The sequence below is a fragment of the Pseudomonas fluorescens genome (assembly GCF_001648775.1).
GTDB lineage: Bacteria > Pseudomonadota > Gammaproteobacteria > Pseudomonadales > Pseudomonadaceae > Aquipseudomonas > Aquipseudomonas fluorescens_M.
In genome coordinates, this window is the sequence record NZ_LVEJ01000010.1 from 251,165 (window position 1) to 274,974 (window position 23,810).

Genomic DNA, 23,810 nt, shown 5'->3' on the forward strand with positions numbered 1-23,810 from the left:
TTTTAAAGCTTGGGCCTGCTGCGCAGTCCAGCGGGAGCAAGCTCCCTCGCCACAGGTTCTCCCCTGGCACAGGTTCTCCATGGTTTCAGGTGCATACCTTTGGGTCAAAAACCACTTTCGCGCATCAACACTGCAAGCACATGAGTCACACCGTCCCCGAGCAAGCTGCGACGCTCACCCTCGATTTTCAGATGCCCACGGGTCTCGCGCAGGCTCGGCAACGGCTCATCCAGCTGAATCAATACCTGAAACAACGCACTGCTCGGTATCAACGCGTGTTCGGCATTGGTGGTCGGCACCGGCCCGCCAAAGCGCGAGGACAACATGCGGTGCGACAACTGACCAGCACGGGTGCTACCGATTTGCACCACGCGACCGCTGAGTGGCGCGGTCTGGCCATCCGGATAAAAGCGCACGCGATCGCCAGTGGCCATGCGATGCACCTGATCCTGCGCGACATACGCGTCAACCTGCCAACTGCGCGGATCAATCAGCATGCCCAGCGATTCCTGCCGACCAACCCATTGCCCCGGTTTCCAGTCCGGATTGACGTCCAGCCAGACGCCGGCAAACGGTGTTTGCAAGTTCAGCCGGGCGATTTCCGAGCGCGCGGCGCGGGCTTCTTCGAACTGCACGTTAAGGCGCTGACGGGTCACGGCGTCTTCGGCCAGACCGCCGGGGTCGGCGATCAGCCCCGATAATCTCGCTTCGTAACTGCGGGCATTGGCTTCGCTGGATTGCAGGCGTGAAGCGATGTCCGGCTCATCAAGGGTGATCAGGGTTTCCCCAGCCTTGACCGGGCCGTCCGGGTGAATCGATTGCAGGCGTGCCGGGTAGGGCGCGTACACGCGTAATTGATGCTCGGCACGGGCCACGCCGACCGCATCGATCTGCGTGCGCCACGGCATCGCCAGACCCACCAGAATCGCCAGCAACAGCGCATAGAACGCCAGTTTTCGGCGACTCGGAATCGCCGCCCGATTTTTCCACCAGTGGCCCAGTTCGCGCATCACGGGCAGGGCGATAAACCACGACAGTTCGACCATGAACAGGAAAATCCCCAGAACCTTGAAGAAAAACAGATAGACCGCCAGGGCGATCCCCAGAAACAGCACCAGGCGATACACCCAAGTGATGATCGCGAAGGTCACCAACAAGCGGCGCTGACCCGTGGGAAAGGTTTCCGGCCAGTCCTCTTGCAGCCCCAGCAGATTGCGCCGCAACGTCACGCGCGCGAGTGCCGAGGCGCGTTCGTGCAGGTTGGGGAAATCCAGCAGGTCGGAAAGAATGAAGTAGCCATCGAAGCGCATGAATGGGCTGGCATTCAGCGCCAGTGACAACAACCAACTGGTGGTCGCCAGGTACAGCAGCGCATTGCGTAAGGCGCCCGGATCGCACAACGCCCAACCCAGCGTCGACAGTCCGGCCAGCGACAGTTCGGTGACGATGCCTGCCGAGGCAATGGCCAGTCTTTGCCGCGAACGACTGAGTTTCCAGCTCTCGCCGGTGTCGGTGTAGAGCATCGGCCACATCACCACAAACGCGATGCCCATGTGCCCGACACGCAAGCCCAGGCGCGTCGCGACCAAGGCATGGCCAAGTTCATGCAAGGTTTTTGCGACGATCAGCGCCAAGGCGAAACTGAACAGGCCTTCGGTGGAAAACGACTCGACCACGGCGCTGGTGAACACGTCCCACTGCTGCAATACCAGAATGATCCCGAGCAGGCTCAGGCTCAGCACCACAATCCCGGTCAACGGGTGAAACACCCAGCCCAGTGCCCGAGCCAACACCTGCAACGGCTGTTGCGGGCGCAGCAACGGAATGCGGAAAAACAGGTAATGGTGCAGCCACCAGCGCCAGGTCAGCCAACTGCCTTGCTCGCTTTTATCCTTCAAACGTTCCAGCGCGGCAGGCCCGGCGCGCAGCAATTGATGCTGTTCGAGAAACTGGCGGAAATCGAGGACTTGCTCGACATCGGGTTTCAGCGCGGTGTCGTCGGCAATCTGCTCGCTGATCTGCCGTGGTGACTGACCCCAGCGCAGCAGGCACTCGAATTCCAGCCAGCCGATACGGTAGAAACGATTGATCACCGTGTCCTGAATCACCCACGCCGGTTCGCCGTTGCTGCCATGGGCCGCTTCGCTCAGGCGCAAGTCTTCGCGCAGCGGCGGCACAGGCAGGTCGGCGGGTTCGTGCATTACCAGCCACTCCACGCACGCAGTGTCGCCAGCGGCCGGCGCAACAAGTAATAACCGAGCATGACCCGTCCGCCGTAAATCTTCGCCGTGCCGTGCAGGCCGAGGCGTGCGTGTTCCGGGGTGCCGTCGATACTGGCGAGCAAGCGATAAGCGACCACACCTTCATCGCTGGGGCGTGCCTGATAGCTGGTTTCGAGGATCTGCCCTTTGAGTGGGGTCAGCGGGTAGGCGGTGAGGAACAACGTCACTTCTGCGCCCGGTTCCAGGGCGATCGCGTCGGCCACGGCCAATTGAATCAGCATGGCCGGTTGCGCCGGGTCAGCCACTTGCATGATGCGTTCGCCAGTCACGACCGGTTTGCCCAGCCAGTCATTGGGATCGCTGAACACCGCGACGCCGCCGCGTGGCGACAGCACTTGCGTGCGTTTGAGTTGCGCCTGCACCGCCGCCAGCTCCGCTCGCCGTTGCTGCGCGCGCCCGGCAAGCAAGGTCAGTTCACTTTTGCTTTGCGGGTTGTCGAACGCGCGCTGACTGGCCGCCTGCAATTCGGCATCGGCCACCGCAACTTCCTTGCCGAGCACTTCGGCGCGGCTGCGCAGGGTGGTTTCATCGAGGGAAAACAGCGGCGTGCCGGCGCCCACCGGTTGATTGGGCCGAACCTGAATCTTTTCGATCACACCATCGATTGGCGAACTGATGATCTGCGCCTGCCGCGAGACGATTTCCGTCGGCGCCAATGCCGTTTGCCGCACCGGCAACAACAGCAGCGCAGCGAGCACAATCGCTACCAGCAGCAATTGCTTGCGATTCGGCCGCCAGCGCCTGAAACGCTTGCGCCGGGTCAACGCCGACCAGCAATACGCCCACGTCGCGACCAACCCTTTGAGGTGTTGCCACAACACCGCCGGCGGTTCTTGCTCCAGCAACAGGATCAGCAGGCCCAGCCGTTGATTGTCGCGATCGTGCAGCGGAATGCACCATAGCCCCGACGGCCACCATTCGTTCCAGCCTTCGGCAATGTCTGCTGGCGGCGCGGCGGTTTCCTGAGCGAGCCATACTGGCTCCGCGTCGGGCACTTGCGCCGCGACCCAGCGACTGGCGCGGCGCAGCCAGACCAGATACGGCGAATCCTCACTGGGCCGTGACAGGCCAGAGACGTTGAGCAATTCCAGCGACGATTCACGCTGGGCAAACACCAGCGCCTGATGAAACTGCAACAACGGGTATAAGTCGTTGGCCATGCTGAACGCCAGACTGTTCAGCGAGTCAGCGGCCATGGCTTTATCGCGCAGTGCATCGAGTTCGAGCAGCAGGTGAGGGTGGGGCAGCGGCTCGTTCATGGTCATGGGCGAGCGGCTTGTTCGAATTGCGCCGTGCCGCTCATGCCGGCCATCAGGTCGGGGTATTTGTTGTTGAGTTGGGCTTCCAGTTCAACGGTCTGCGCCACCGCATCGACCCGCGAGTTAATGGCGCTGACATGAGCCGGGTAGGTCTTGCCGGTTTCATGGATGCTGACTTGCAGCGGCAAACCGGGCTTGAGGTCTTTAAGCAGGTTCGACGGCACGTTCAGACGTACTTTCAGCGCACCGTCGCTGACCAGATCGAACAGCGGCGTACCGGCCGAAACGGTTTGGTAGGGCTTGACGTAAACCTTGGCCACGCGCCCGGAAAACGGCGCGAGCACCTGGCAGTAACTGCTTTGCGCCGCGCCCATGGCCCGCGCGCCGTCAGCCTTTTGCACTTCGGTATTGGCCATCGACACTTCGATATCACCCACCGCGTTGAGCTGACGCAATTGCTGTTTCGCTTGCAGGTTCTGTTTGGCCATGGCCAGTTCCGCCGCCGCGACTTTCGAGCGCGCTTCGGCTTCATTGCAGTTGAAGCGGGCGAGCAATTCGGACTTGGCGACCTGCTCGCCGAACCCGGCTTTCAACTCACCAAGAGTGCCGGCCATCTGGCTGGAGAGGGTGGTTTCCAGTTCGGCGGCGAGCAGCACACGAATCGCGCTGGCACTTTCCAGCGCGGGGGCCGACGGGCTGTCTTCAGCGTGGACGGGCAGGATCAGACTGGCCAACAACAGGGCCCCGACACGGGACTCACGGGCGATTTTGCGCATTCGGCGTTCCTTGCGAAGTGGCGGCGAGCAGGCGTTGTTGTTCTTGTTCATTCAAGGTGCGCTGGATTTCCCGGGCCAGGGTCTTGATGTCGTGTTGCGAGATTTCCTTGGGCAGCACGTCCAGCCCCACCGAGTTGTACATCCGCCCCCACGCAGCCTGCGCACTGGAGAACGCCGCTTCACGCTGATAACGCGACAGCAGATAACGGCCCTCGGAGCGAATCACTTCCAGTTCCGAGCCCAGCGCGCCGGTTTTCGCCGCTTGCGCGTAATCGAGCAGGCTGCGGTCGACGCGCAGGCTGTCTTCGGCAAACTCCACTTCCTGCCGCGCCAGCTGATAGCGCAGGGTGCCGACCCGTACTTGGGTGAGAATCGCCATCGACAGCGCTACGCGGCGGGTATCGTCGGTTTCACTCTGGGATTTTTCCGCCGCGTTCAACGACGGCAGTTGCAGCAGGCGAATGAGGTTCATCGACACTTGCAGGCCGGTGCTCATCCAGTCGTTGTTGTAGAGGTATTTGTTGGAGTCGTACTTGTAGCCGAAATCGACGCTGACGTTCGGCCACAATTGCGCCTTGGCGATTTCCAGATCCTTTTGATTGACGCGTTTGCGGTACCACTCTTCCATGATTTCCGGGCGGTTCTCCAGCGACAGCTGTTCCAGCCGCGCCATGCTCTGACGAACTTCCGGCAGCGGCGGGTCGGGCATGTCGGCGAGGATCATTTTCGAGCCCGGCGGCAACGACATCAGCGCCGACAGCTCAGCCTGGGCGAACTCCAGATCCTGACGGCGCACGGTCAGCAGGTAGATCGAGTCGAGCAGCGCGCGCTGATAAGCGAGGATTTCCTGACGCGGCAGCAGGCCACGGGTTTCCGCCTGGCGGGCAGAGGTCAGTGCGGTGTGGGTGCGCATCAACAGTTTGTCGACTTCCGGCATCAGGCGTTGAGCGCCGAGCGCGCGCCAATAAGCGTTGCGCACGTCCTGCAGAACGTTCTGCGCGACTTTGCGCCGGCGTTCTTCGGCCATGAGGATCTGGTCGGATTTTTGTTGCGTGCGGTAATACGCCACGCCGAAATCCAGCAGGCTCCAGCTCAAGCCCAGACCGTAGACTTCGCGATAGCGTTCTTCCGAGGTCGACGGACGCAAGCTGACCTGGCGGTCTTCGATGCCGATCGAGGTGCCACCGGAGTCGTTGTCACGCCCGGCGTAACCGGCCGAGGCGACCAGACGCGGCAGCATTTCATGGCTGGAAACATCGCGCAGGTCCGAGGCCAGCGCGCTTTCCATCAATTTGAGGCGATAGTCGAGGTTGTATTTCAGCGCCCGCGCGGCGGCTTCGTAAAAGGTAATCGGCGCGGTGACCGGCTCCTGACCGGAATACATGCGTGACTGGTCGGCAATGATCCGTTGGCGGTTTTCTTCATCGGTGGAGGGTTTCGGCTCCGTGGATGAGCAAGCACTGAGCAACAGTGCAGAAGCGATGGCGGTACTGAGAAGCCGGGTCGCGTGTAGGCGCATGTTCATTCCTTTGCATTCTTCGAGTTTTTCTTCAGGTCGACCGCTTTATCGGGGTGTGCGCCGCTGCGCTGCATCGCGCAATTGCGCGCTGAAGCCCTTGGCCCGGGGTTTTTCATGAGGCTTTTCCAGGTGTGCCGGACTGTGCGTCAAGTCGGCCGGGTTCAAGGTGAACAACGACGGATCGCTCAACAAACCGTCGGCGCTCAAACCGGTGCGGCCCTGACGCCCCTGAATCCACAGCAGGTCCAGTTCGCTTTCGAGGCGACTGGTACGCACCGCTTGCTGAACGAATTGCCCCGGCACCAGGCCCAGACCGTTGCCCACTGATTCGCTGGTGAACTCGCCGACCGCCGCCAGCCGCAGGTTGCTGCCATCGACGCCCCAGGCCGACAGCTCGGAGATTTCTGCCGCACGCTCGACCACCGGTGTGACAAACACCGCCGGCTGCGGATCAGGGATCAGGAAATTGCGGTTCAGGGTGTTCGGGTCACGCTCGAAGTTGTTGCCGCCCGGTGCCGGTATGAACGGCGTGGCGATGTCGAGGGTGATCACCAGTTCCGCCTGATCGCTGGCGCCGGCACGGTCGTTGATCGTGTAGGTGAACACGTCGCGCAGAATCTGCCCTAGACCGGCGGCGGCGAGGACGGCGGGGTTGTTCTGGTCGATGGTGTAGGTGTAGCTGCCGTCGGCGTTCAACACCAGCGTGCCATAGAGACCGATGATGGGCTGGCCAATGACACCGGACGTGCCGCCATCCGCCTCGGCGCCAGTGCGAATGCCGACCACGACGAGGCCGTCGTTGTTATCGACGTCGCCATCGTTGGGCAGCACGTTGCCGGTGGTTTGCGGGGCAGGGGACTGGTCACTGGCGAACCCGCTGTCGTTCTGCGCGACCGGCGCGTCATTGGCGCCCTGAATGACCACGGTCAGGCGTGCGTCCGAGGTCGCGCCGGCCGTGTCGACCATGCGGTAGGTGAAGGTTTCACTGAGGGTTTCGCCCGCCGTGCGCAAGGCCTGGACCACGGGGTTGTTGTTGTCGATGACGTAGGTGTAGCTGCCATCGGCGTTCAACGTCAGTTGCCCATAGAGGCCGATCAACACTTGCCCGGCGCCGGTGGACTGGCCGGCCTGATTGCTGACGCTTTGCACCTGTTTGCCTTCGCCATTGGCGACGCTGTCGACGTCGGTATCGTTGTCCAGCACGTTGCCCGTGGCGTTGCTGCCCGGCGTGCCGTTATTGACGCCGCCAGCCTCGACCGCCGTGGCGCTGTCATCGACGGCGACCGGCGTGTCATTGCGGCCATCGACGGTGATGCGCAACTCGGCGCTGCTGGTGTCGCCCCAACGGTCGACAATGGTGTAGCTGAACACTTCATTGAGCGTCTGGCCGCTCTGGCGCAAGGCCTGGACGGCAGAGAGATTGTTGTCGACGGTGTAGGTGTAGCTGCCGTCGGCGTTGATCAGCAGGTCACCATACAGCCCGCGCAGTGAAGTGCCGACGCTGCCGACCGTGCCGATTGCGTTGACGGTGCCGGTGTGAATGCCGATCACCGACAGCGGATCGCTTTCGGCGTCGGTGTCGTTGTCCAGCACATTGCCGCCGGGGTTGAGGCCAGGTTGATCGTTGTTGCTACCACCGGCCTCGATCGCCGTCGCTGTGTCGGTGTTGGCCACCGGTGCAATGTTGCGCCCGCGAATGATGATGTGGATTTCCGCCAGATCGTTCTGCCCGCCACGGTCGCTGACCTGATAGGTAAAGCGCTCATTGAGAAATTGCAGCGGCCCCAAAGCCAGCACCGCCGCATTGTTCGAATCGAGGTTGTAGGTGAAGCTGCCATCGGCGCCGATGATCAACTGCCCGTAGAGGCCGTTGATCAGCGTGCCGTTGCTGTTGTCGGTGCCAGCCGTGACCCCGGCCAGACTGCCGCCGGCGTCTTCAGTACCCAAACGGATACCGGTGACGGTCTTGCTGTCACCCTGGTCGACGTCGGTGTCATTGGGCAGCACGTTGCCGCTCGGGTTGACGCCGTTGCCGTTGCCGTTGTCGGCCACGGCCAGCACGGTGTCGTTGGCCGCCACCGGCGCATCCCAGGCACCGTCGATGCGGATGCTCAGTTGTGCGCTGTCGGTGGCCCCGGCGATATCGCGCAGGCGGTAGGTGAAGGTTTCCACCAGCGAATCGCCGACTTTCAGCGCCTGCACGGCGGCGAGGCTGTTATTGACCACGTAGCTGTAAGTACCGTCGGTGTTGAGGGTCAGCGTGCCGTACAGACCATTGAAGGTCTGCGCGCCGGCAACGGTGGTGAAGGTGCCGCCGGCCGCTTCGCTGCCCGTGCGAATTCCGGTGACGAGTTTGACGTCGTTGGCATCGACATCGTTGTCGTTGGTCAGCACGTTACCGCTCGGATTGACCCCGGGCGTGCCGTTGAAGGTGCCGCCGGCCTCGACCGCCACGGCACTGTCGTCGCTGGCGACCGGGTTGTCGTTGGCCCCGCGCACGGTGATGGTCAGCGTCGCAGTGCTGGTGGCGCCGGCCAGGTCGCGGATCTGATAGGTGAAGGTTTCCGTGAGGGTGTCGGCATTGCTGCGCAGTGCCTGGACCTGCGGATTGAGGTTGTCGACCACATAGCTGTAACTGCCATCGGCATTCAGGATGAGAACGCCGTAGGTGCCATTGAAGCCGCTGCCGATCAGGCCCACCGATGAGCCTTGATTGACCCCGATGACACTGAGCACTTCGCCGTTGCCGTCGACATCACTGTCATTGCTCAGCACGTTGCCACTCGGATTGGTTCCGGGCGTGGCGTTGTTCAAGCCGCCGGCTTCAACGGCGGTGTTGCTGTCGTTCTGCGCGATCGGGGTGTCATTGCGTCCTTGAATTGTGATGTTCAACGTCGCGCGATCGCTGGCGCCGGCGGCGTCGATCACCTCGTAGCTGAACGCGTCGAGCAACGTATTGCCGGCGCGCAAGGCCTGCACGGCGGCCATGCTGTTGTCGAGGCGATAGCTGTAGCTGCCGTCGGTATTCAGTGTCAGCCAACCGTAAGTGCCGCGCAGTTCCGTGCCCAATGTGCCCGGCGTCCCGGTGCCAGCCTCTGAGCCGGTGCGTACCGAGGACACGGCGCGGGTTTCGCCATAGTCGTAATCAGGCAGATCGCCGGGGACTTCGCCGCCGTCGACATCCGTGTCGTTGTCCAGCACGTTGCCGGTCGGGTCCTGACCGGGCTGGCTGTTGTTCAAGCCACCGGCCTCAATGGCCACGCCGGCATCATCATTGGCCAGCGGATTGTCGTTCTGCCCGCGAATTAACACGATGATTTCCGCCGTGTCGGTTTGCGGTGTAGCACCGACGCCATCGCTGACGGTGTAGGTGAAGCGCTCGGAAAGCAGATCGACGCTGCGACGCAGCGCCTGAACGTCAGGGTTACTGTTATCGACTTCATAGACGTAGCTGCCGTCGGGGAAAATCGTCAGCGTGCCGTACAGCCCGGCAATCACCGTGCCGCCGAGATTGACCGCGATGGGCGTGCCCGGGTCGCCGCTCGCACCGGACTTGATCAGCGTGACCGTCAACGGGTCGCCATCGGGGTCGGTATCGTTGGCCGTGACGTCGCCCGAAGGGTTGACGCCCGGCGTCAGGTTGTTGAACCCGCCAGCTTCGGTGGCCACCGCAACGACGTTTTGCGCCACCGGTGGATCGTTGACGCCATGCACGGTAATCACCAGTTGCGCGGTGTCGGTCAGGCCGGTGGTGTCGGTGACGCGGTAGGTGAAGAACTCGGTCAGGGTCTGACCCGGCGCCAGCGCCTGTACCAGCGCATTGGTGCTGTCGACGTCGTAGAAAAACGAGCCATCGGCACCGATGCGCAGGGTGCCGTAGAGACCAGCCACCACGGTGCCGTTGGCGGAGGTTGTGCCCGTTGCCACACCGCTGAGCACGTCGACGGCCGGGTTGTAACTGGCTTCGCTTTTGTTGATCACGCCGTTGACCAGCAACTGGCTGCTCGGCTGATCGTTGGCATCGACGTCCTGATCGACGCCATTGCCACCCGGTTGGGTGATTGGCCCCGGACGGCTGGGAAACTGAATCACGTTGCCAGTCGGGTTGCTTTCCGAGGCGGTGCCGTTGGTGGACGCGGCTTGTGCCGACGCCGCGTCATCGCTGGCCACCGGGTTGTCGTTGGCGCCCTGGATGACGATGCGCAATTGCGCGACATCGTCCAGGCCGCCGGCATCGGTCAGCCGGTAGCTGAAGAACTCGACCAATTGTTGCCCGGCGCTCAACCGCTGCACCGTGGCGTTACTGTTGTTGACCACGTAGCTGTAAGTGCCGTCGGGATTGATGGTCAAGGTACCGTAGAGCCCGGAAATGGCGGTGGCCCCGCTGACAGCGGTGAAGTTACCGGCGCCGGCCTCGGCCACCGGACGAATACCGGTCACGGTGCGGGTTTCGCCGTTGGCCGCGCTGTCGACGTCCTGATCATTGGTCAGCACATTGCCGGTGGCATCGCTGCCCGGCGTGCCGTTGTTGACGCCGCCGGCCTCGATGGCCACGCCGTCGTCGTCGATGCCTTGCGGCGTGTCGTTGGCGCCCTGAATGGTCACGCTCAACGTGGCCGTCGAGGTTTCACCGGCAAGGTCAGCGAGGATGTAATTGAAGTTGTCCTGCAAGGTCTGGCCCGACACGCGCAAGGCCTGCACGGCGGCGTTGTTGTTATCGACGACGTATTGATAGGAACCGTTGCTGCCAATCACCAACTGACCGTACAAGCCGTTGATTACTGTTACACCGAGCACTGGTGTTTGAATGCCGGCGCCGGGGCCGACCGACACCAGGTGCAACTGATCGGCGTTGGTGGCGATGTCGACGTCGGTGTCGTTAGTCAGCACATTGCCGCGCGGGTCGATACCGGCGGAGGCGTTGTTGGTGCCGCCGGCCTCCAGTGCCGTGGCGCTGTCGTTGACGCCGACCGGGTTGTCGTTGACGGCGGCGAGGATGATTTGCAGGGTGTCGGTGTCGGTCAGTGCATCGGCGGCCGTGCCGGGAATCCCGTCGCCGTCGGCATCGCCGTAGTTGCCACGGTCATTGCTGAGCACGGTGAGGGTGTCGGTGCCGTTGAAATTGGCATTGCCCAGATACTGCAGGCTGGCCAGCGCAGTGTTGATGTCGGCGAGATTGCCGGTCAGGGTCAGACTCGCGGTGTTGGCACCGCTCACCGTAACGCCCGGCACTGTCACACCGAGGAACAGCGTGCCGTGAGTGACCGTAAGAATCACGCTGATCGCCCGATCGTTGACGTTCGGGTCGCGGTCGGCATCGACATCGGCAACGCTGATGCCACCGATATTCAGCACCACATCTTCCAGGCCGTTTTGCGTGCCGGGGAGGGTGTTGACCGGGGCGTCGTTCTGCTCGACATAGCCGGCGTTGGCGCTTTGCGTGTCGGCATCGCCCAGGCTGATGGTGATCTGGCCGAGGGGGCCGGCGTCGCTGTCGACGCGCACGCGCAAATCACCCAGCGGTTGCGGATAACTGACCAGACCCGCCGGCACATCGATGCGGAACACGCCGAGCGGCAGTACGCCGAAGTGGTACTGGCCGTTGGCGTCGGTGGTGGTGGTGAATTGCAGGTTGTCGGCCGTGGTGTCGAGGCGGCCGTCGGCGCCGGCCCAGGTCAGGGTCACGGTTTGCCCGGCCAGACCGGCGCCGTCCGGTGTGGCGCTGGCGGTCGGGCTGGCGGTGTCGTTCCACAAGGTGCCGGTGATCACGCCGAGCCCGGCGCTGTCGCGCAAGATGTACTGGTTCGGGCCGACGGTGCTGCCATCGCGTTCGCCGGTGGTAGTGCCATCGACGCCGACGCTGTTGCCGCCCCAACTGGTGAAGTCTTCGGGCAAGCTGCTCCAGGTCAGTGTCGCGTTGCTGCTGGCGACAATGCTCGCGTTCGGCAGGTCGACCGAGTAGCGCACCTGAATCTGCGCGCCGACATCCAGTTGATCGAAATTGACGCTCAAACCGCCGCTGCTGCTGAAACTGACGCCGGCCGGCAGGTTGCCCGGGCCGTAACTCACGCCGTTGATGCTGACGCTGAGCAGGGTGTAATTGCTGCCGCCGGCAAAGCTGTCGCTGATGTTGGTATCGAACGCCGGCAGGCCGCCGTTCTGGGTGAAGCTCAGTTGCACCGTGGCGTTGCCGGTGCTGCCGCTCGGGTTCGGGTTGAAGGTGACGATCTGCTTGTCGAGGCTGCTGAAGCTCGGCTCGACCACGCGTTCAAACACCGTGTCACTGACCGCACGCCCGGCACCGTTGACGATTTCCTGCGCGGTCACTGCCAGTTGCGCGCCGGCAATGTTGGCGGCAATGTTGGTCACACGCACGTTGAACTCGATCGAGATGCCTTCCAGATCGTCGTCGTTGCCATTGCCGTTGACCACGTTGCCGAGGTTGAACGTCACCACCTGGCTGCCATCGGGGTTGGTGACGACGGTCAACCGGCTCGGGTCGAAGATGCCTTGCGGCGCTAGGCCGGACAGGTCGGCAGTGATCGGCAGGGCCTCGGGGCTGTTTTCGTTGCCGTCGATATTCAGCGTGCCACCGACGATCAGGTTGGCGTCGCTGGTCAGCCCGCCGTTGGAAATGAACGCGATGCGCAGGGCATCGACCAGCGCATCCGGTGAGATGAACTGCAAGCCGTTGGCCAGGGTGATCTGCACTTGATAGTTGGGGTTGTTGCCTTCGGGTACCAGCACCACCACGCGGTAGCGAATCACTTCGCCGACGGTCACTTGTTCGACGGTTGCGGAGGTCGGGTTCGGCGCCGCCGTGTCCGGCAGGCCACCGACACGGGAGATTTCGATGGCCTGAGCCACAGGAATCAACAAAGTCGACAGGTTGCGGTAATCGTTGAGGGTGCCGCCATTGAGCACGCCGTCAACGCCGGTTCGTTCGCCAGCATTGCCACCGTCGAGGCTGGTCCATTGCACGCTGGCGACGTTGGCGATGTTAGATAACGCTGCGGCGCTGGCGTTGACGATGCCGCTCAGTTGCAAAACGATACTGCCGCCCTTGGCGATATCGATATTGGCGCCACTGGCGGTGCGCAGCTGCCCGCCGACGATTTCAAACGCCACGCCACCGTTATTGGTCGCACCGTTCTGATACAGCACACCCACCAGCGTGACGTTGCTGAGCTGGGTCGGCAGGGTGTCGAGGAAACTGATGTCGAACGCACTGAAATCGCTGCTGCCATTGCCGTTAGTGATGGTGATATTGAAAGTCACCGTGTCGCCCTGGTCATAACCGCCCAGGCCGGAGGTGGAAGTGATCACTTGATTGATCTGCAGAGTCGGCTCGCGCACGGTCACCGTCGGTTGGCCACCGCTCAGGGCAACGTTGCGATCCAGCGTGACGGTACCGTTCGGCGTGTCGCCATCCGGATCGCTATAGATCAGTTGCGCATTGTTCTGCAGCGAGACGTTGGCCTGGTTGGCGATGACGTTGTTGGCCACCAGTTGCAGACGAATCACGAAGGTGTTGTTGCCGGTCTGGTTGTCCGCCGAGACGCTGGAAACGCTGAAGGTCCAGCGCCCGTCGACACCATCGCCACCCAGTGCGCCGCCAATTCCGGCAAAACCGCTGACCAGCACGCTGCCAGCGAAATCGGCGCCGAGCGCGCCACTGCCGGCGCGGGTGGTGATGATCTGGTAGCCGAGGCCGCCATTGAAACTGGTGTCCAGGCGCATGCCCGGTGGAATCAGGTCTTCGATGCGCAGGTTTTGCGTGGTGCCTTCCGGCAGGGTGATGACGATGTCGTAACGCATGCTTTCACCGACCACCAGATCGCTGCCGGTGGTGTGGCTGGCGCTGGAGTCGCCATTGTCCAGTGTGCCGTCGGCAAAGACTTTGCTGATGACCGGAGCGGCGATTTGCTGGCTGGCCAGGTCGGTGAGGTCGGTCGGGGTGAAGTCGGTGCCGTTGTTGACGCTGGCGTAGTTGCTCAGGGTGGCGGTGGATTGCAGGCTGCGGCTGGCCTCGATGGTCGCGCTGACCACCACGTCATAGCTGATCACCACGACGTTGGCGCCGCTGCTATCGGCCGTCGTGCCGCTGCGCCCGGCCAACAGACTGGCCTGGCCACCCGCATCGAGGAAGGTGATTTGATTGCCGCTGACGCTGTAGTCGGTGCCCAGCACCAGCAAGGTGCCGTCGCCGCGATAAATCTGCAGATTGGCCGCCGCCAGACTGCCGCCGACAAAGTTCAAACCGGAGGGCAGGGTGATGCTGGTGCTGACGTCAAACGCGCCGCCGCCACCGCTGTTTTCAATCGCCGTGACCAGGCGCAAACGGTCGGCGCCGTCGATGTTGCTGATGTTGCCGTCGACCGCCGACAGATCGGTGACGCTGCCATTGAATGGCTTGCCCGTGCTGCCCGGCGGATTCCAGCTACCGCTGGTGCCGGTGACCGTGCCATTGGAGCCGGAGACCACGCCGTGCTTGATATTGAGCACCGGCTCGGCGACGGAAACGATCGCGACAACGTCGGAGGAAATCAGCGTGCGGTCGGTGAGGGTGGTCTGCTGGCTCGATTGTGCGAGCACGTCCAGCGAGCGCTGGTCGGCAAACGGCTGATCGCCCACTTTGACGGTGAAGCGAATGACAATGCGACTGCCCGTGGTGGTGTTGGTGGCAAAGCTGCCGAAGTCGAACACCACCGAGTTGCCGTCGGCGCTGGTCACGCTGACCACGCCGCCGGCGTTGGTATTGCCCGGGCCCAGTTCCCACTGACCGATGTCACTGCCTGAGCCCCAGGTAATCCCGCTGACATTGAACAGCGGCAACGGCAGGTACGCGGTGAGTTTGAATTGCTCGTAATCGCCGGTGACCAGGTCGTAGCTCAGTTCGAAGGTCACCTCATCGCCGGGACGTAACTCGCCATTGCCCGGTGGTGCGCCGTTATTGACCTCGACCAGACTGATGTCGACGTTGCTGGTGGGGATGATGCTGGTGGTGCTCGAGCCGTCGGTTTCGCTCTCGCCGGTGAGGTTGAACTGATCGACGAGCAGTGTGCCGTCCACGGTGGCGGTGTTGCCCAGCTCGTCGCCTTCGTTGATGTCCGGGTGCGGATTGCCTGATGGCGGTTTGTAGGTCTGGCCGACGATGGCCGAATAGCTCAACACCGCGACCACCGCGCCCTGCAAGGTATCGTCGAACGCCAGATCGCCGTTGAGCCAGCCACGGATATTGGAAAACGCATTGCGCAACGATTGGGCAATGTCGAACACCATCGAGGTGCTGCCATCGGCGTTGTTGACCACGCTGGTGACCAGGGTGATGGTCTGCACGACGCCGTTGATGGTCACCGTGAGGGTCGGCGTGCCGCTCAAGGTCTGGCCGTCGCTGAGCTGATCGCGGATCACCAACTGGCCTTCGTTGAAGAAGTCCTTGCCGAAGGCAAAGTAGTCGGAAATCGCCAGGTTGAGGCTGTACTGCAGCGTGTCTCCGGGGCTGATGCCGGTGTGACCTATGTCGTTCTGCATCGTCGCGGTTTTCAGCAACGTGATCGACTTGGCGATGAACTGCGTGCCCTGACCGGTGCCGCTGAAATCGATGGTGGTGTTGGGGGCGGTGAGGTCGCGCGGATCCAGCGGCACCCATTGCCCGGAAGCCGTCGGCGGGCCAAGGGTCACGGTGACCGCGTCGCCGGTCACCGGGTTGAGCACCGGTTGGCCGTTGGCGTCGACTTCCGGCACGTAGAACGCGACCACGGTGTCGGTCTTGCCGGTGAGGCTGTCGTAGGCGACGGTGAACGAGTTGATGTAAACGTCATTGGCCGCAATCAGCACGGCGATTTCCGCAGGATTGGTCACCACGGTGCCGTCGTGCAGGGTGATCGACGTCAGCCGCCCGCCAGCGCCGGGGGTGATCGAGTTGACCTGAATATTGTCCGGCAGCGGTTGCGTGACGACGACATTGCTCAGCGTCTGCCCCGGCGCGGGTGTCGCCGACAGCGTCAGCGTGCGCACATAGTTGGGGCCGGTGGCGGTTTCGCCTTCCGGGGTGTTGATGGTCTCGCTGACGGTGATCACCGTCGGGTGTACGACGAAGGCCGCGGTGCCGGCCTGAATCAGGCTCGGGTCGTTGGTCGGGTTGTCCAGCGCGTCGTTACCGAATTCAAAGCCGCCACTGGCGCGAATAGTCAGGTCGGGCGTGCCGTTGGAAAACGCCGTGTCGGCCAGATTGCTCAGGCTGGCGGTGATCTGCACGCCGATCACCGGTTGCTGATTGGTAACGCTGGCGAACGGCAGTTCGATGACCACCAGTTTGTCGCCGGCGCGCATGCCGTAGGTGGCGGCGTTGATGATCAGGAAATTGCCGTTGGCGTCTTTGGCCAATGGATGCGTGGCGTTGCCGCTGGCATCGAACGTCACCACGTGGCTGATCAGGTTTTGCCCCAGATACGTGGCCGAGATGAAGTTGACGCCGTCATCGCCATCCTTGCCGGTGACCGGCATTGCCAGGTTGATGAACGGCGCGTAACCCACCTGGGTCGAGGTATTGCTGAAATTCACGGTGAAGGTGAAACGGTCGCCGAGCAGTACATCGCTGCCGCCGGTAGATACCGTCGCGGTCGGCGCGGCATCGGCCAGCAAACCGTCGAAATGCGCCATGGCAAGGCCGCTGATGGCGATGCTTTTATCGATGTCGCCGACGCGGGTTTCCAGCGTCCAGTCGCCGCCGGCCTTGCTGCTGCCGGTGTCGTTGCTGGAGGCGCCGACATCGGCTCCGGTCCAGCGTGCCAGTTCGCTGACCAGGGTTTGCCCGGCCACACCGGCGCCGACATCGCAGCCGTACAGCTGAATATCGGCGCCTTGGGTCAGATTGTTGCGCCATTGTTCGAGGGTCTTGCCCAGCGAGTCGATGTTGTCCGAGGTGACCGTGCGGTTGCCCAGGGTGAACTGCCCGGCGGCGCCGTGCGACATGATCTGGATCGAATCGACTTTACCCAGTTGCGCGAGCGCCGCAGAGATCGCCGCGAGGCCATCGTCGCCGACATTCACCACGATCGCCGTGACATTACCCGGCAACTGCGCGACCAACTGCTCGCGGTTTTCGATGCGACTGTCGATGACCAGCAGACTGCGCGCGGCCGACGGTGCTTGCTCGGTGGCGGCACGGCCTTCGGTTGGCGTGGCGTGCGGGACCTGGGCATCCACGGCAGCTGGCGGCGCCGCGGGATCGCTGTGATGTTGATCGACGGCGGCCGACGCGGCAGCGCCGTCGAACAGGATTCTGGGCTCCAGCGCCAATGCCTGACGTTGCGGGCGTAAATGTGCGCCGGAAAATCCACTCCGTGAACCTTGCATGATCGGCCCTCGTACTGCCTGCTGAATCCTTCCAATGAGTGCCGACGCCGGGCGACGGACAAATTCAGCGTAGGCCGTTTCTTACAGTTTTCCAGCGAACTTCAGTGACTTGCGCCGAGTCGGGATAACAGCCTATGGCCATCAGTGCGCGGGGTTATTGTGCGCATTGGCGCACAGCAATAGTGAGGTCTAGGCTGGTCAGTCAGTCGCCCTTCGGGCGCAACGCCCACCCAGGGACAGGAGCGCAACCGATGAAAGCCCCAGCCAGTATTGTCTGCCTGATGTTCACGTTGCTGCTCGCGCCGGCCGCCCGCGCCGAAGACCCGCCCGCCACGCCGCCCGCAACGCCCGCTGCCGAGGCCAGCGACGACACGCCGTTGATCAACCCGCAAGTGGTCGACAAGCTGATCGACATGGGCAATTACCTGCGCAGCCTGCCGAAATTCCAGGTCGATGCCCAAGTCTCGCGCGACACCGTTCTGGAGTCCGGGCAGAAGATCAAGACCGAGTCCGCCAACACCCTGAAAGTGGTCGGCCATGATCGTTTGTATGCGAAAAGCGAAGGCGATGTGCGCACCCGCGAGTTTTTCTATAACGGCAAAAAACTCACCCAGTATTCGCCGTACCTGAAGTACTACACCACGGTCGACGCCCCGGCCACCGTGGCGGAAACCCTGCACAAGGTCGAGAACTTCTACGGGGTGCAGGTGCCGATGGAGGATCTGTTTCTGTTCGGCAGCGATCAGGCGCAGATCGATGCCTTGAAAGCTGCGCTCTACGTCGGGCCATCGATCATCAAGGGCCAGCTCTGCGACCACTTGGCGTTTCGTCAGGAAGGCATCGACTGGCAGTTGTGGCTGACCCGTTCCGATAAACCCTTGCCGTGCAAACTGGTGATCACCACCACCGACGATAAGAGTTTTCCCGAGTACAGCGCGGTGTATCAGTGGAACCTCAAGCCGAGCATCCCGGACACGCAATTCACCTTCAAACCGGGCAAAGGCGATGTGGCGATTGCGTTTAAAAAAGCCAGCGATCAGGGAGGGCAGTGACATGAACAAGTCGATGACGTGGAGTCTGTTGTTGTCGCTGGCCACCGCAATGTTGCTGACTGCAGGTTATGTCGCCGAAGCCGATGCCCGGGGGCAACGCGCCCAAGGGCATGCGCGCGCCAACGTCAACCGCGCGCCTGCGCCGAATGCGCAACGGGCGCAGCGGATCAATGCGCCGCAGCGTACCAACAACGTCAGTGCCGGCAATCGGGTCAATTCAGGCAATCGGGTCAATGCCGGCAACAATGTCGGCAATCGCACCTACGTGAATAACAGCAATCGCAACGTCAACCGTAACGTCAATATCGACAACAGTCGCGATGTCGATATTGATGTCGACGGCCATGGCCGCTATGGCTACGACGATCACTACCATCCGGTGGCGACTGCGGCGGCGGTGACGGCAACCGTCGCGGTCACGGCAGCGGTGGTGGGGGCGATCTTCACCCCGGCACAAATGCCCAGCAGTTGTGTGCAGGTGATTCGCTACAACGTCGCGTATATGCAGTGCGGCTCGACCTGGTACCAGCCGCAGTATCAGGGCAGCGATGTGACGTATGTGGTGGTCAACGCGCCTTGATCAGCCTTTCGGCACCCAGGGTTGCATCTGCGCGAGCATGCCACGGCCGCCACGGCGTAATCCGGTGGCCAGGGTCAGCCACGACAGGTCGGTCACGATGACATGGGCGGCCGGCACCAGTCGCACTTCACCGGCGGTGCCGCCGGCGGGCCCACCGTCCGGCATGAAAATCGTCAGCCAGTCATCCACGCTTTCAACGATCAGACACAGGCGAAAGCCTTCGCCCTCGGCGATTATGCCGACTTTGGAACCGTCCTCGTTTTCCAGTCCGGCAAACCGCGCGGTGGTGTCCTTGAACAACTGATAACCCGGCAGGTTGCTCAGCAGTTTGTTCTCGGTGGCTTCCATGGCCCGCGCCGCCGCCGAGGTGCGCGCGAGCAAGCCGGCGAGAAAACACAAAACGATCAGGCCCAACAACGTCGCCACACTCACCAGCGTCACGCCCGCGACGTCATAGCCCTTGAACATCGGCAACAGCTTTTCGACCGGCCCACGCAGCAGGTGAATGGCTTTTTCGATCAGCACGACGATCAGCACCAGCGGCAGGATGAACAGCAGACCGCCGATCACGGTGGTCTTGATGAACTTGTACATGACGGCTCCTTGAATGACGGGCGATGCGGATTCAAGGCTAGCTGATCTCTGTCCACCTGCCGGAAGGGCTCAGCGCTGGAGTGAGCGTTACCCGTGCCGCCAACTGCCCAAGGGCAATTCGACCTCGCGCTCGGCGGTGGCCAAGGCTTTTTCTAGCCCGGACTTGTCCAGCGGCGCGCAGTAGGCCGGTTTTGCCCGCTCGAATCGCCAGCTCTCGTCGAGGCTTCCGGCGTCGACCGCATCAAAACCGAAGTCGTCCAGCAACCCCACAACCAACGCCTTGGCCTGCGTGTCATCCGCTGCGATGGGCAGGGCGCGCCGCTCGCTGGAATCATGCGGGCGGCCATCCGTGAGCAAGTCCGCCGCAAGAATGGCGTTGAACACCTTAACCACCGTGGCGCCCGGCAAATGCTCGGCGAGCAAGCGGCTCGTAGTGGTCTGGAACGTGTCGAGTGCAGCGATGTGGCCGTCGCGATCCGGATAATAGTTATTGGCGTCGAGCACGGTTTTGCCCTCGAACCAGGCTGGGGGCAGGCTCGTGATGTGTTCGTAAGGGATGGCCAGCAACACCACGTCGGCAAACTGCGTGGCCTGTTCGGCGGTGCCGATCTGGCAGCCGGTGATGCCGGCGAGCACGCTGCTCATGGTCTTTGGACCGCGTGAGTTACTGAGCATCACTTCGTGCCCGGCGGCGAGGGCGATTTGCGCGACGGCGCGCCCGATGAAGCCGGCTCCAACGATTCCAATGCGCATGGTGTGTTCCTCTATCAGGTGGGGAGCCTCTATGATGATTGCTGACCGAATGCAGATAAATTGCACTCTGTTACTAACATTCAATAACAGGAGTTTCGAATGGATCGACTGGCCAGCATGGCGGCTTTCGTGATGGCGGCCGAAGCCGGCTCGTATGCCAGCGCCGCGCAACGCCTGGACATGTCAGCGCAAATGGTCGCCAAGCACGTGGCCGCCCTTGAGCAGCGGCTCGGCGCACGCTTGCTCAATCGCACCACACGCCGGCAAAGCCTGACCGAACTGGGCCAGGCCTATTACGAGCGCTGCAAGCACATCGTCAGCGAGGCAGAAGCCGCCGATTCGCTGGCGCAAGTCATGAATGACACGCCGCGCGGCAAACTCAGGATCAGCGCGCCGGTGACGTTTGGCTCCTACAGCCTGATGCCGTTCGTGACTGATTTCTTGCGTGAGTTTCCCGAAGTGGAAATCGACTTGCACCTGACCGACCGCGCAGTGGATCTGGTGGAGGAGGGTTATGAGGTGGCTTTTCGGATCGGTCCGTTGGCGACGGCCAGCCTGACCGCGAGGCCATTGGCTCCGTATCGATTGATCGTCTGCGCGGCACCACGCTATCTGGCCGAACGCGGCACGCCGCAAGTGCCCGCCGATCTGCAACAGCATGAGTGCCTGGGTTATGCCTATTGGTCGCGGCCCGTCGACCACGAGTGGTCATTTTTCAACGGCGCCCAGGTCGAGCGCGTGCCGGTGAGCAGTCGCTTGCACGTCAACGAGAGCAAGGCGTTGTTGTCAGCGGCGGTCGATGGTTTCGGGATTGTGCTGGGGCCTGCCGATTTTCTTGAGCCGGCGTTGCGTAGGGGGGAGTTGGTCAGGTTACTGGAGTGCTTTGAGGCGCCGAGCAGACACATGCATCTGCTGTACACGGCGCATCGGCAGAAGACGGCGAAGGTTCGCCAGTTCATCGATGCCGCGGTCAGGCGCTTTGCCTGACCGGGCATCCGCCTTAGTTAATGCGCGGGTGCTGCTGCACCAACTCTTTGCGCTTGGCTTCCAGCGCGGCGATTTCGGCATCGATGTCTTCGATTTTCTGCTCGATGTTGTCGTGGTGTTCTTGCAGCAGTTCCTTGGCTTCTTCAAGGTCTGACGCGGCCGGCGCAGCCCCACGCAGGGGCTTGTTGGCGGTTTCCTTCATGGTCACGCCGGTGGCCAGACCGACCACGGCGATGACCATCAGGTAATACGCCGGCATGTACAGATCATTGGTGCTCTCGACCAGCCACGCGACCACGGTCGGGGTCAGGCCGGCGATCAGCACCGAAACGTTGAAAGCCGCCGCCAGCGCGCTGTAGCGAATGTGCGTGGGGAACATCGCCGGCAGGGTCGAGGCCATCACGCCGATAAAGAAGTTCAGCAACACGGCCAGCATCAGCAGGCCGGCGAAGATCAAACCGATCTTGCCGCTATTGATCAGCATGAACGCCGGAATCGCCAGAATGAACAAACCGATGCTGCCGACAACGATGAACGGCTTGCGGCCAATCTTGTCGCTGATGAAGCCGATTGCCGGCTGCACGAACAGCATGCCGACCATGATCGCGATGATGATCAACACGCCACGGTTTTCGCTGTAGTGCAGATTGTGCGACAGGTAGCTCGGCATGTAAGTGAGCAGCATGTAATAGGTGACGTTGGTCACCGCCACCACACCGATGCAGGTCATCAGGCTGCGCCAGTGCTTGGTCGCGACCTCTTTGAAGGAGACTTTCGGGCCACCGGCGAGGCCTTCGCGATCGCCTTGCTCAAGCTTTTCGACGTGCTGCTGGAACGCCGGGGTTTCTTCCAGGGCGTGACGCAAGTAGAGGCCGATCATGCCCAGCGGCAAGGCGAGGAAGAACGGCAGGCGCCAGCCCCATTCTTCGAACTTGGCTTCGCCGAGCGTCGTCGAGATCAGCACCACCACACCGGCACCGAAGACAAAACCGGCGATCGAACCGAAATCCAGCCAACTGCCGAGGAAGCCGCGTTTGCGGTCCGGCGCATATTCAGCGACGAAGATCGACGCGCCGGTGTATTCGCCACCGACCGAGAAACCCTGAGCCATTTTTGCCAGCAACAGCAGGATCGGCGCCCAGATGCCAATCGAGGCATAGGACGGAATCAGGCCGATGGCAAAGGTGCTCAGCGACATGATCACGATGGTCGCAGCGAGGACTTTCTGCCGCCCGTACTTGTCGCCCAGTGCGCCGAAGAACAAGCCACCCAAAGGCCGGATCAGGAAGGGTACAGAGAACGTCGCCAGCGCAGCGATCATCTGCGTGCCGGGGTCGGCGCCGGGGAAGAACACTTTGCCGAGCACATAGGCGACGAAGCCATAGACACCAAAGTCGAACCATTCCATGGCGTTGCCCAGCGCGGCGGCGGTGATCGCCTTGCGCATCTTGGCGTCGTCGACGATGGTGATGTCGTTCAGGCCGATTGGCTTGACGGTTTTCTTGCGTGATTTCATCCGGGTCTTCTCTTTGCTGATCCATCTTGCCGCGTAGATGCCATCGATTTGATGGCGCGTGCTCTTTGGCTCAGATACATGAGGACACGAAATAATTCACTGCTCGCTGCTTTTTTTCCCTACGCGCCGACTGCGGATAGCGGTTTACCGGCGGATCGCCGCGTACGAATGCCCCATATCACTGGCCCAGCCATCCAGCACGGCCTTGACGTCGTCGGCGGTCAACACCTGCTTGTCGTTCTCCAGCGGCAACCCGGTGCCTTTGCGCACCACTTCGGCAATCACTTCGCCGGTCGAACCGTCCTCGAACGACACCTCGGTGGCGACTTCACTGTCCTGATCACGGATGCCGGTGGCCGTACTGACGCCGGCAGCGACGAGGGTCACCGGCAGCCACTCATAAAAGCGCAAACCCTGCGTAGAGGTCGCCACTTGAGTGATGGCGGGGCGCACCACCAGGGTGTTCGGCCCCGGTTGATTGACCAGATGCAGGACCTTGCCCAGTTCCAGGCGCAGCGCCGCGTCGTAGTAGTCGGTGACCCCGGACAATGTGCTCAGCGGAATCCGCGGCGTCGGCTCGGCACTCGGGTAAAACTGACTCGGCGCCAGATAAACCTGGGTGTATCGACCTCTGGCCAGGGCCGGGCTGACCCACGCCAATACCGGCTTGCCGGACGGCGACTGGCGTTCGCTCAGCACGCTGTAATCATGCAGAAAGCCGCTGTGCTCGACCTTGTTACTGCTGCAGGCCGACAGGCTCAGGCTGGCGACGATGGCCAGCGACAGCGAACGAGTACGGGGCATTAACGGCTTTCCTTGCGAGGTTGCGTGGTGAGGCTGTCGGAGCATTCGATGTGCAATTGGCCGTGGCTCATGATCCATTGGATGAGGTCGGCGGCGGCAATGCTGTGGACGTATTCGACCCAGTGCGCATTGGTCGGGCTGAACTGCTCGAAGTAGCGGCGCAGGACGATGCGGCTCTGATCGTCGGAAACGCTCAGGCACGACTCTTGAAACACAATCGGTGTGTCCGGCCCCAGTGCGGCGGTGCGCTGGCTGAGGATCAAGGGACGATTGCTGTTGTGCCCCTCGGCGCAATGGTTGTCGTTCAATAGCTTCATGTGAACCCCC

General features: G+C 62.3%; 13 protein-coding genes. 3 read left to right on the forward strand and 10 right to left on the reverse strand.

Going from position 1 to position 23,810, the window contains the following annotated elements:
* Positions 1-104: 104 nt before the first annotated feature.
* The 5 genes from A8O26_RS11250 to A8O26_RS11270 are packed head-to-tail and all read right to left on the reverse strand — an operon-like array spanning position 105 to position 17,197.
* Entirely contained in the window at positions 105-2,201 is a 2,097-nt protein-coding gene (locus tag A8O26_RS11250) for an HlyD family efflux transporter periplasmic adaptor subunit (protein ID WP_064118052.1), read from the reverse strand.
* A complete protein-coding gene (locus tag A8O26_RS11255; protein ID WP_172828144.1) occupies positions 2,201-3,547 on the reverse strand; it encodes an efflux RND transporter periplasmic adaptor subunit in 1,347 nt (448 codons plus the stop codon). The genes A8O26_RS11250 and A8O26_RS11255 overlap by 1 nt, the downstream gene beginning before the upstream one ends.
* On the reverse strand, positions 3,544-4,317 hold the full coding sequence (locus A8O26_RS11260; protein WP_064118053.1) for an efflux RND transporter periplasmic adaptor subunit: 774 nt from the start codon (positions 4,315-4,317) through the stop codon (positions 3,544-3,546). The genes A8O26_RS11255 and A8O26_RS11260 overlap by 4 nt, the downstream gene beginning before the upstream one ends.
* The gene (locus A8O26_RS11265; protein ID WP_064118054.1) at positions 4,298-5,836 is read right to left on the reverse strand and encodes a TolC family protein; all 1,539 of its coding nucleotides are present in this window, start codon (positions 5,834-5,836) and stop codon (positions 4,298-4,300) included. Before A8O26_RS11265 ends, A8O26_RS11260 begins: the two co-directional genes overlap by 20 nt.
* A 45-nt stretch (positions 5,837-5,881) precedes the next feature.
* Positions 5,882-17,197: a VCBS domain-containing protein gene (locus tag A8O26_RS11270; RefSeq protein ID WP_064118055.1), complete on the reverse strand. Its 11,316-nt coding sequence runs from the start codon at positions 17,195-17,197 to the stop codon at positions 5,882-5,884.
* Positions 17,198-17,448: 251 nt separating this feature from the next.
* Between A8O26_RS11270 and A8O26_RS11275 the strand changes: the two genes are divergently transcribed.
* On the forward strand, positions 17,449-18,249 hold the full coding sequence (locus tag A8O26_RS11275) for a DUF2092 domain-containing protein (protein WP_064118056.1): 801 nt from the start codon (positions 17,449-17,451) through the stop codon (positions 18,247-18,249).
* A gap of 1 nt (position 18,250) precedes the next feature.
* Positions 18,251-18,829 carry a hypothetical protein gene (locus A8O26_RS11280; RefSeq protein ID WP_064118057.1) on the forward strand — a complete coding sequence of 193 codons (579 nt, stop codon included), beginning with the start codon at positions 18,251-18,253 and terminating at the stop codon, positions 18,827-18,829.
* Here the strand turns inward: A8O26_RS11280 and A8O26_RS11285 are convergent, their stop codons facing one another.
* Together A8O26_RS11285 and A8O26_RS11290 are read right to left on the reverse strand one after the other, a co-directional pair.
* Entirely contained in the window at positions 18,830-19,423 is a 594-nt protein-coding gene (locus A8O26_RS11285) for a hypothetical protein (protein ID WP_064118058.1), read from the reverse strand.
* An 87-nt stretch (positions 19,424-19,510) separates the two neighbouring features.
* Positions 19,511-20,176 carry an NADPH-dependent F420 reductase gene (locus A8O26_RS11290; protein ID WP_064118059.1) on the reverse strand — a complete coding sequence of 222 codons (666 nt, stop codon included), beginning with the start codon at positions 20,174-20,176 and terminating at the stop codon, positions 19,511-19,513.
* 99 nt (positions 20,177-20,275) lie between these two features.
* Between A8O26_RS11290 and A8O26_RS11295 the strand changes: the two genes are divergently transcribed.
* Positions 20,276-21,163: a LysR family transcriptional regulator gene (locus A8O26_RS11295; protein ID WP_064118060.1), complete on the forward strand. Its 888-nt coding sequence runs from the start codon at positions 20,276-20,278 to the stop codon at positions 21,161-21,163.
* 13 nt (positions 21,164-21,176) lie between these two features.
* On the opposite strand, the gene proP is transcribed toward A8O26_RS11295, so the two are convergent.
* From proP to A8O26_RS11310, 3 genes are all read right to left on the reverse strand, one after another.
* Positions 21,177-22,679, reverse strand: a complete 1,503-nt coding sequence (proP, locus tag A8O26_RS11300) for a glycine betaine/L-proline transporter ProP (RefSeq protein WP_064118061.1) — start codon at positions 22,677-22,679, stop codon at positions 21,177-21,179.
* Positions 22,680-22,823: 144 nt separating this feature from the next.
* Entirely contained in the window at positions 22,824-23,483 is a 660-nt protein-coding gene (locus A8O26_RS11305; RefSeq protein ID WP_064118062.1) for a DUF3313 domain-containing protein, read from the reverse strand.
* Complete coding sequence (locus tag A8O26_RS11310) at positions 23,483-23,800, reverse strand: hypothetical protein (RefSeq protein WP_064118063.1); 318 nt, start codon at positions 23,798-23,800, stop codon at positions 23,483-23,485. The genes A8O26_RS11305 and A8O26_RS11310 overlap by 1 nt, the downstream gene beginning before the upstream one ends.
* Positions 23,801-23,810 lie beyond the last annotated feature (10 nt).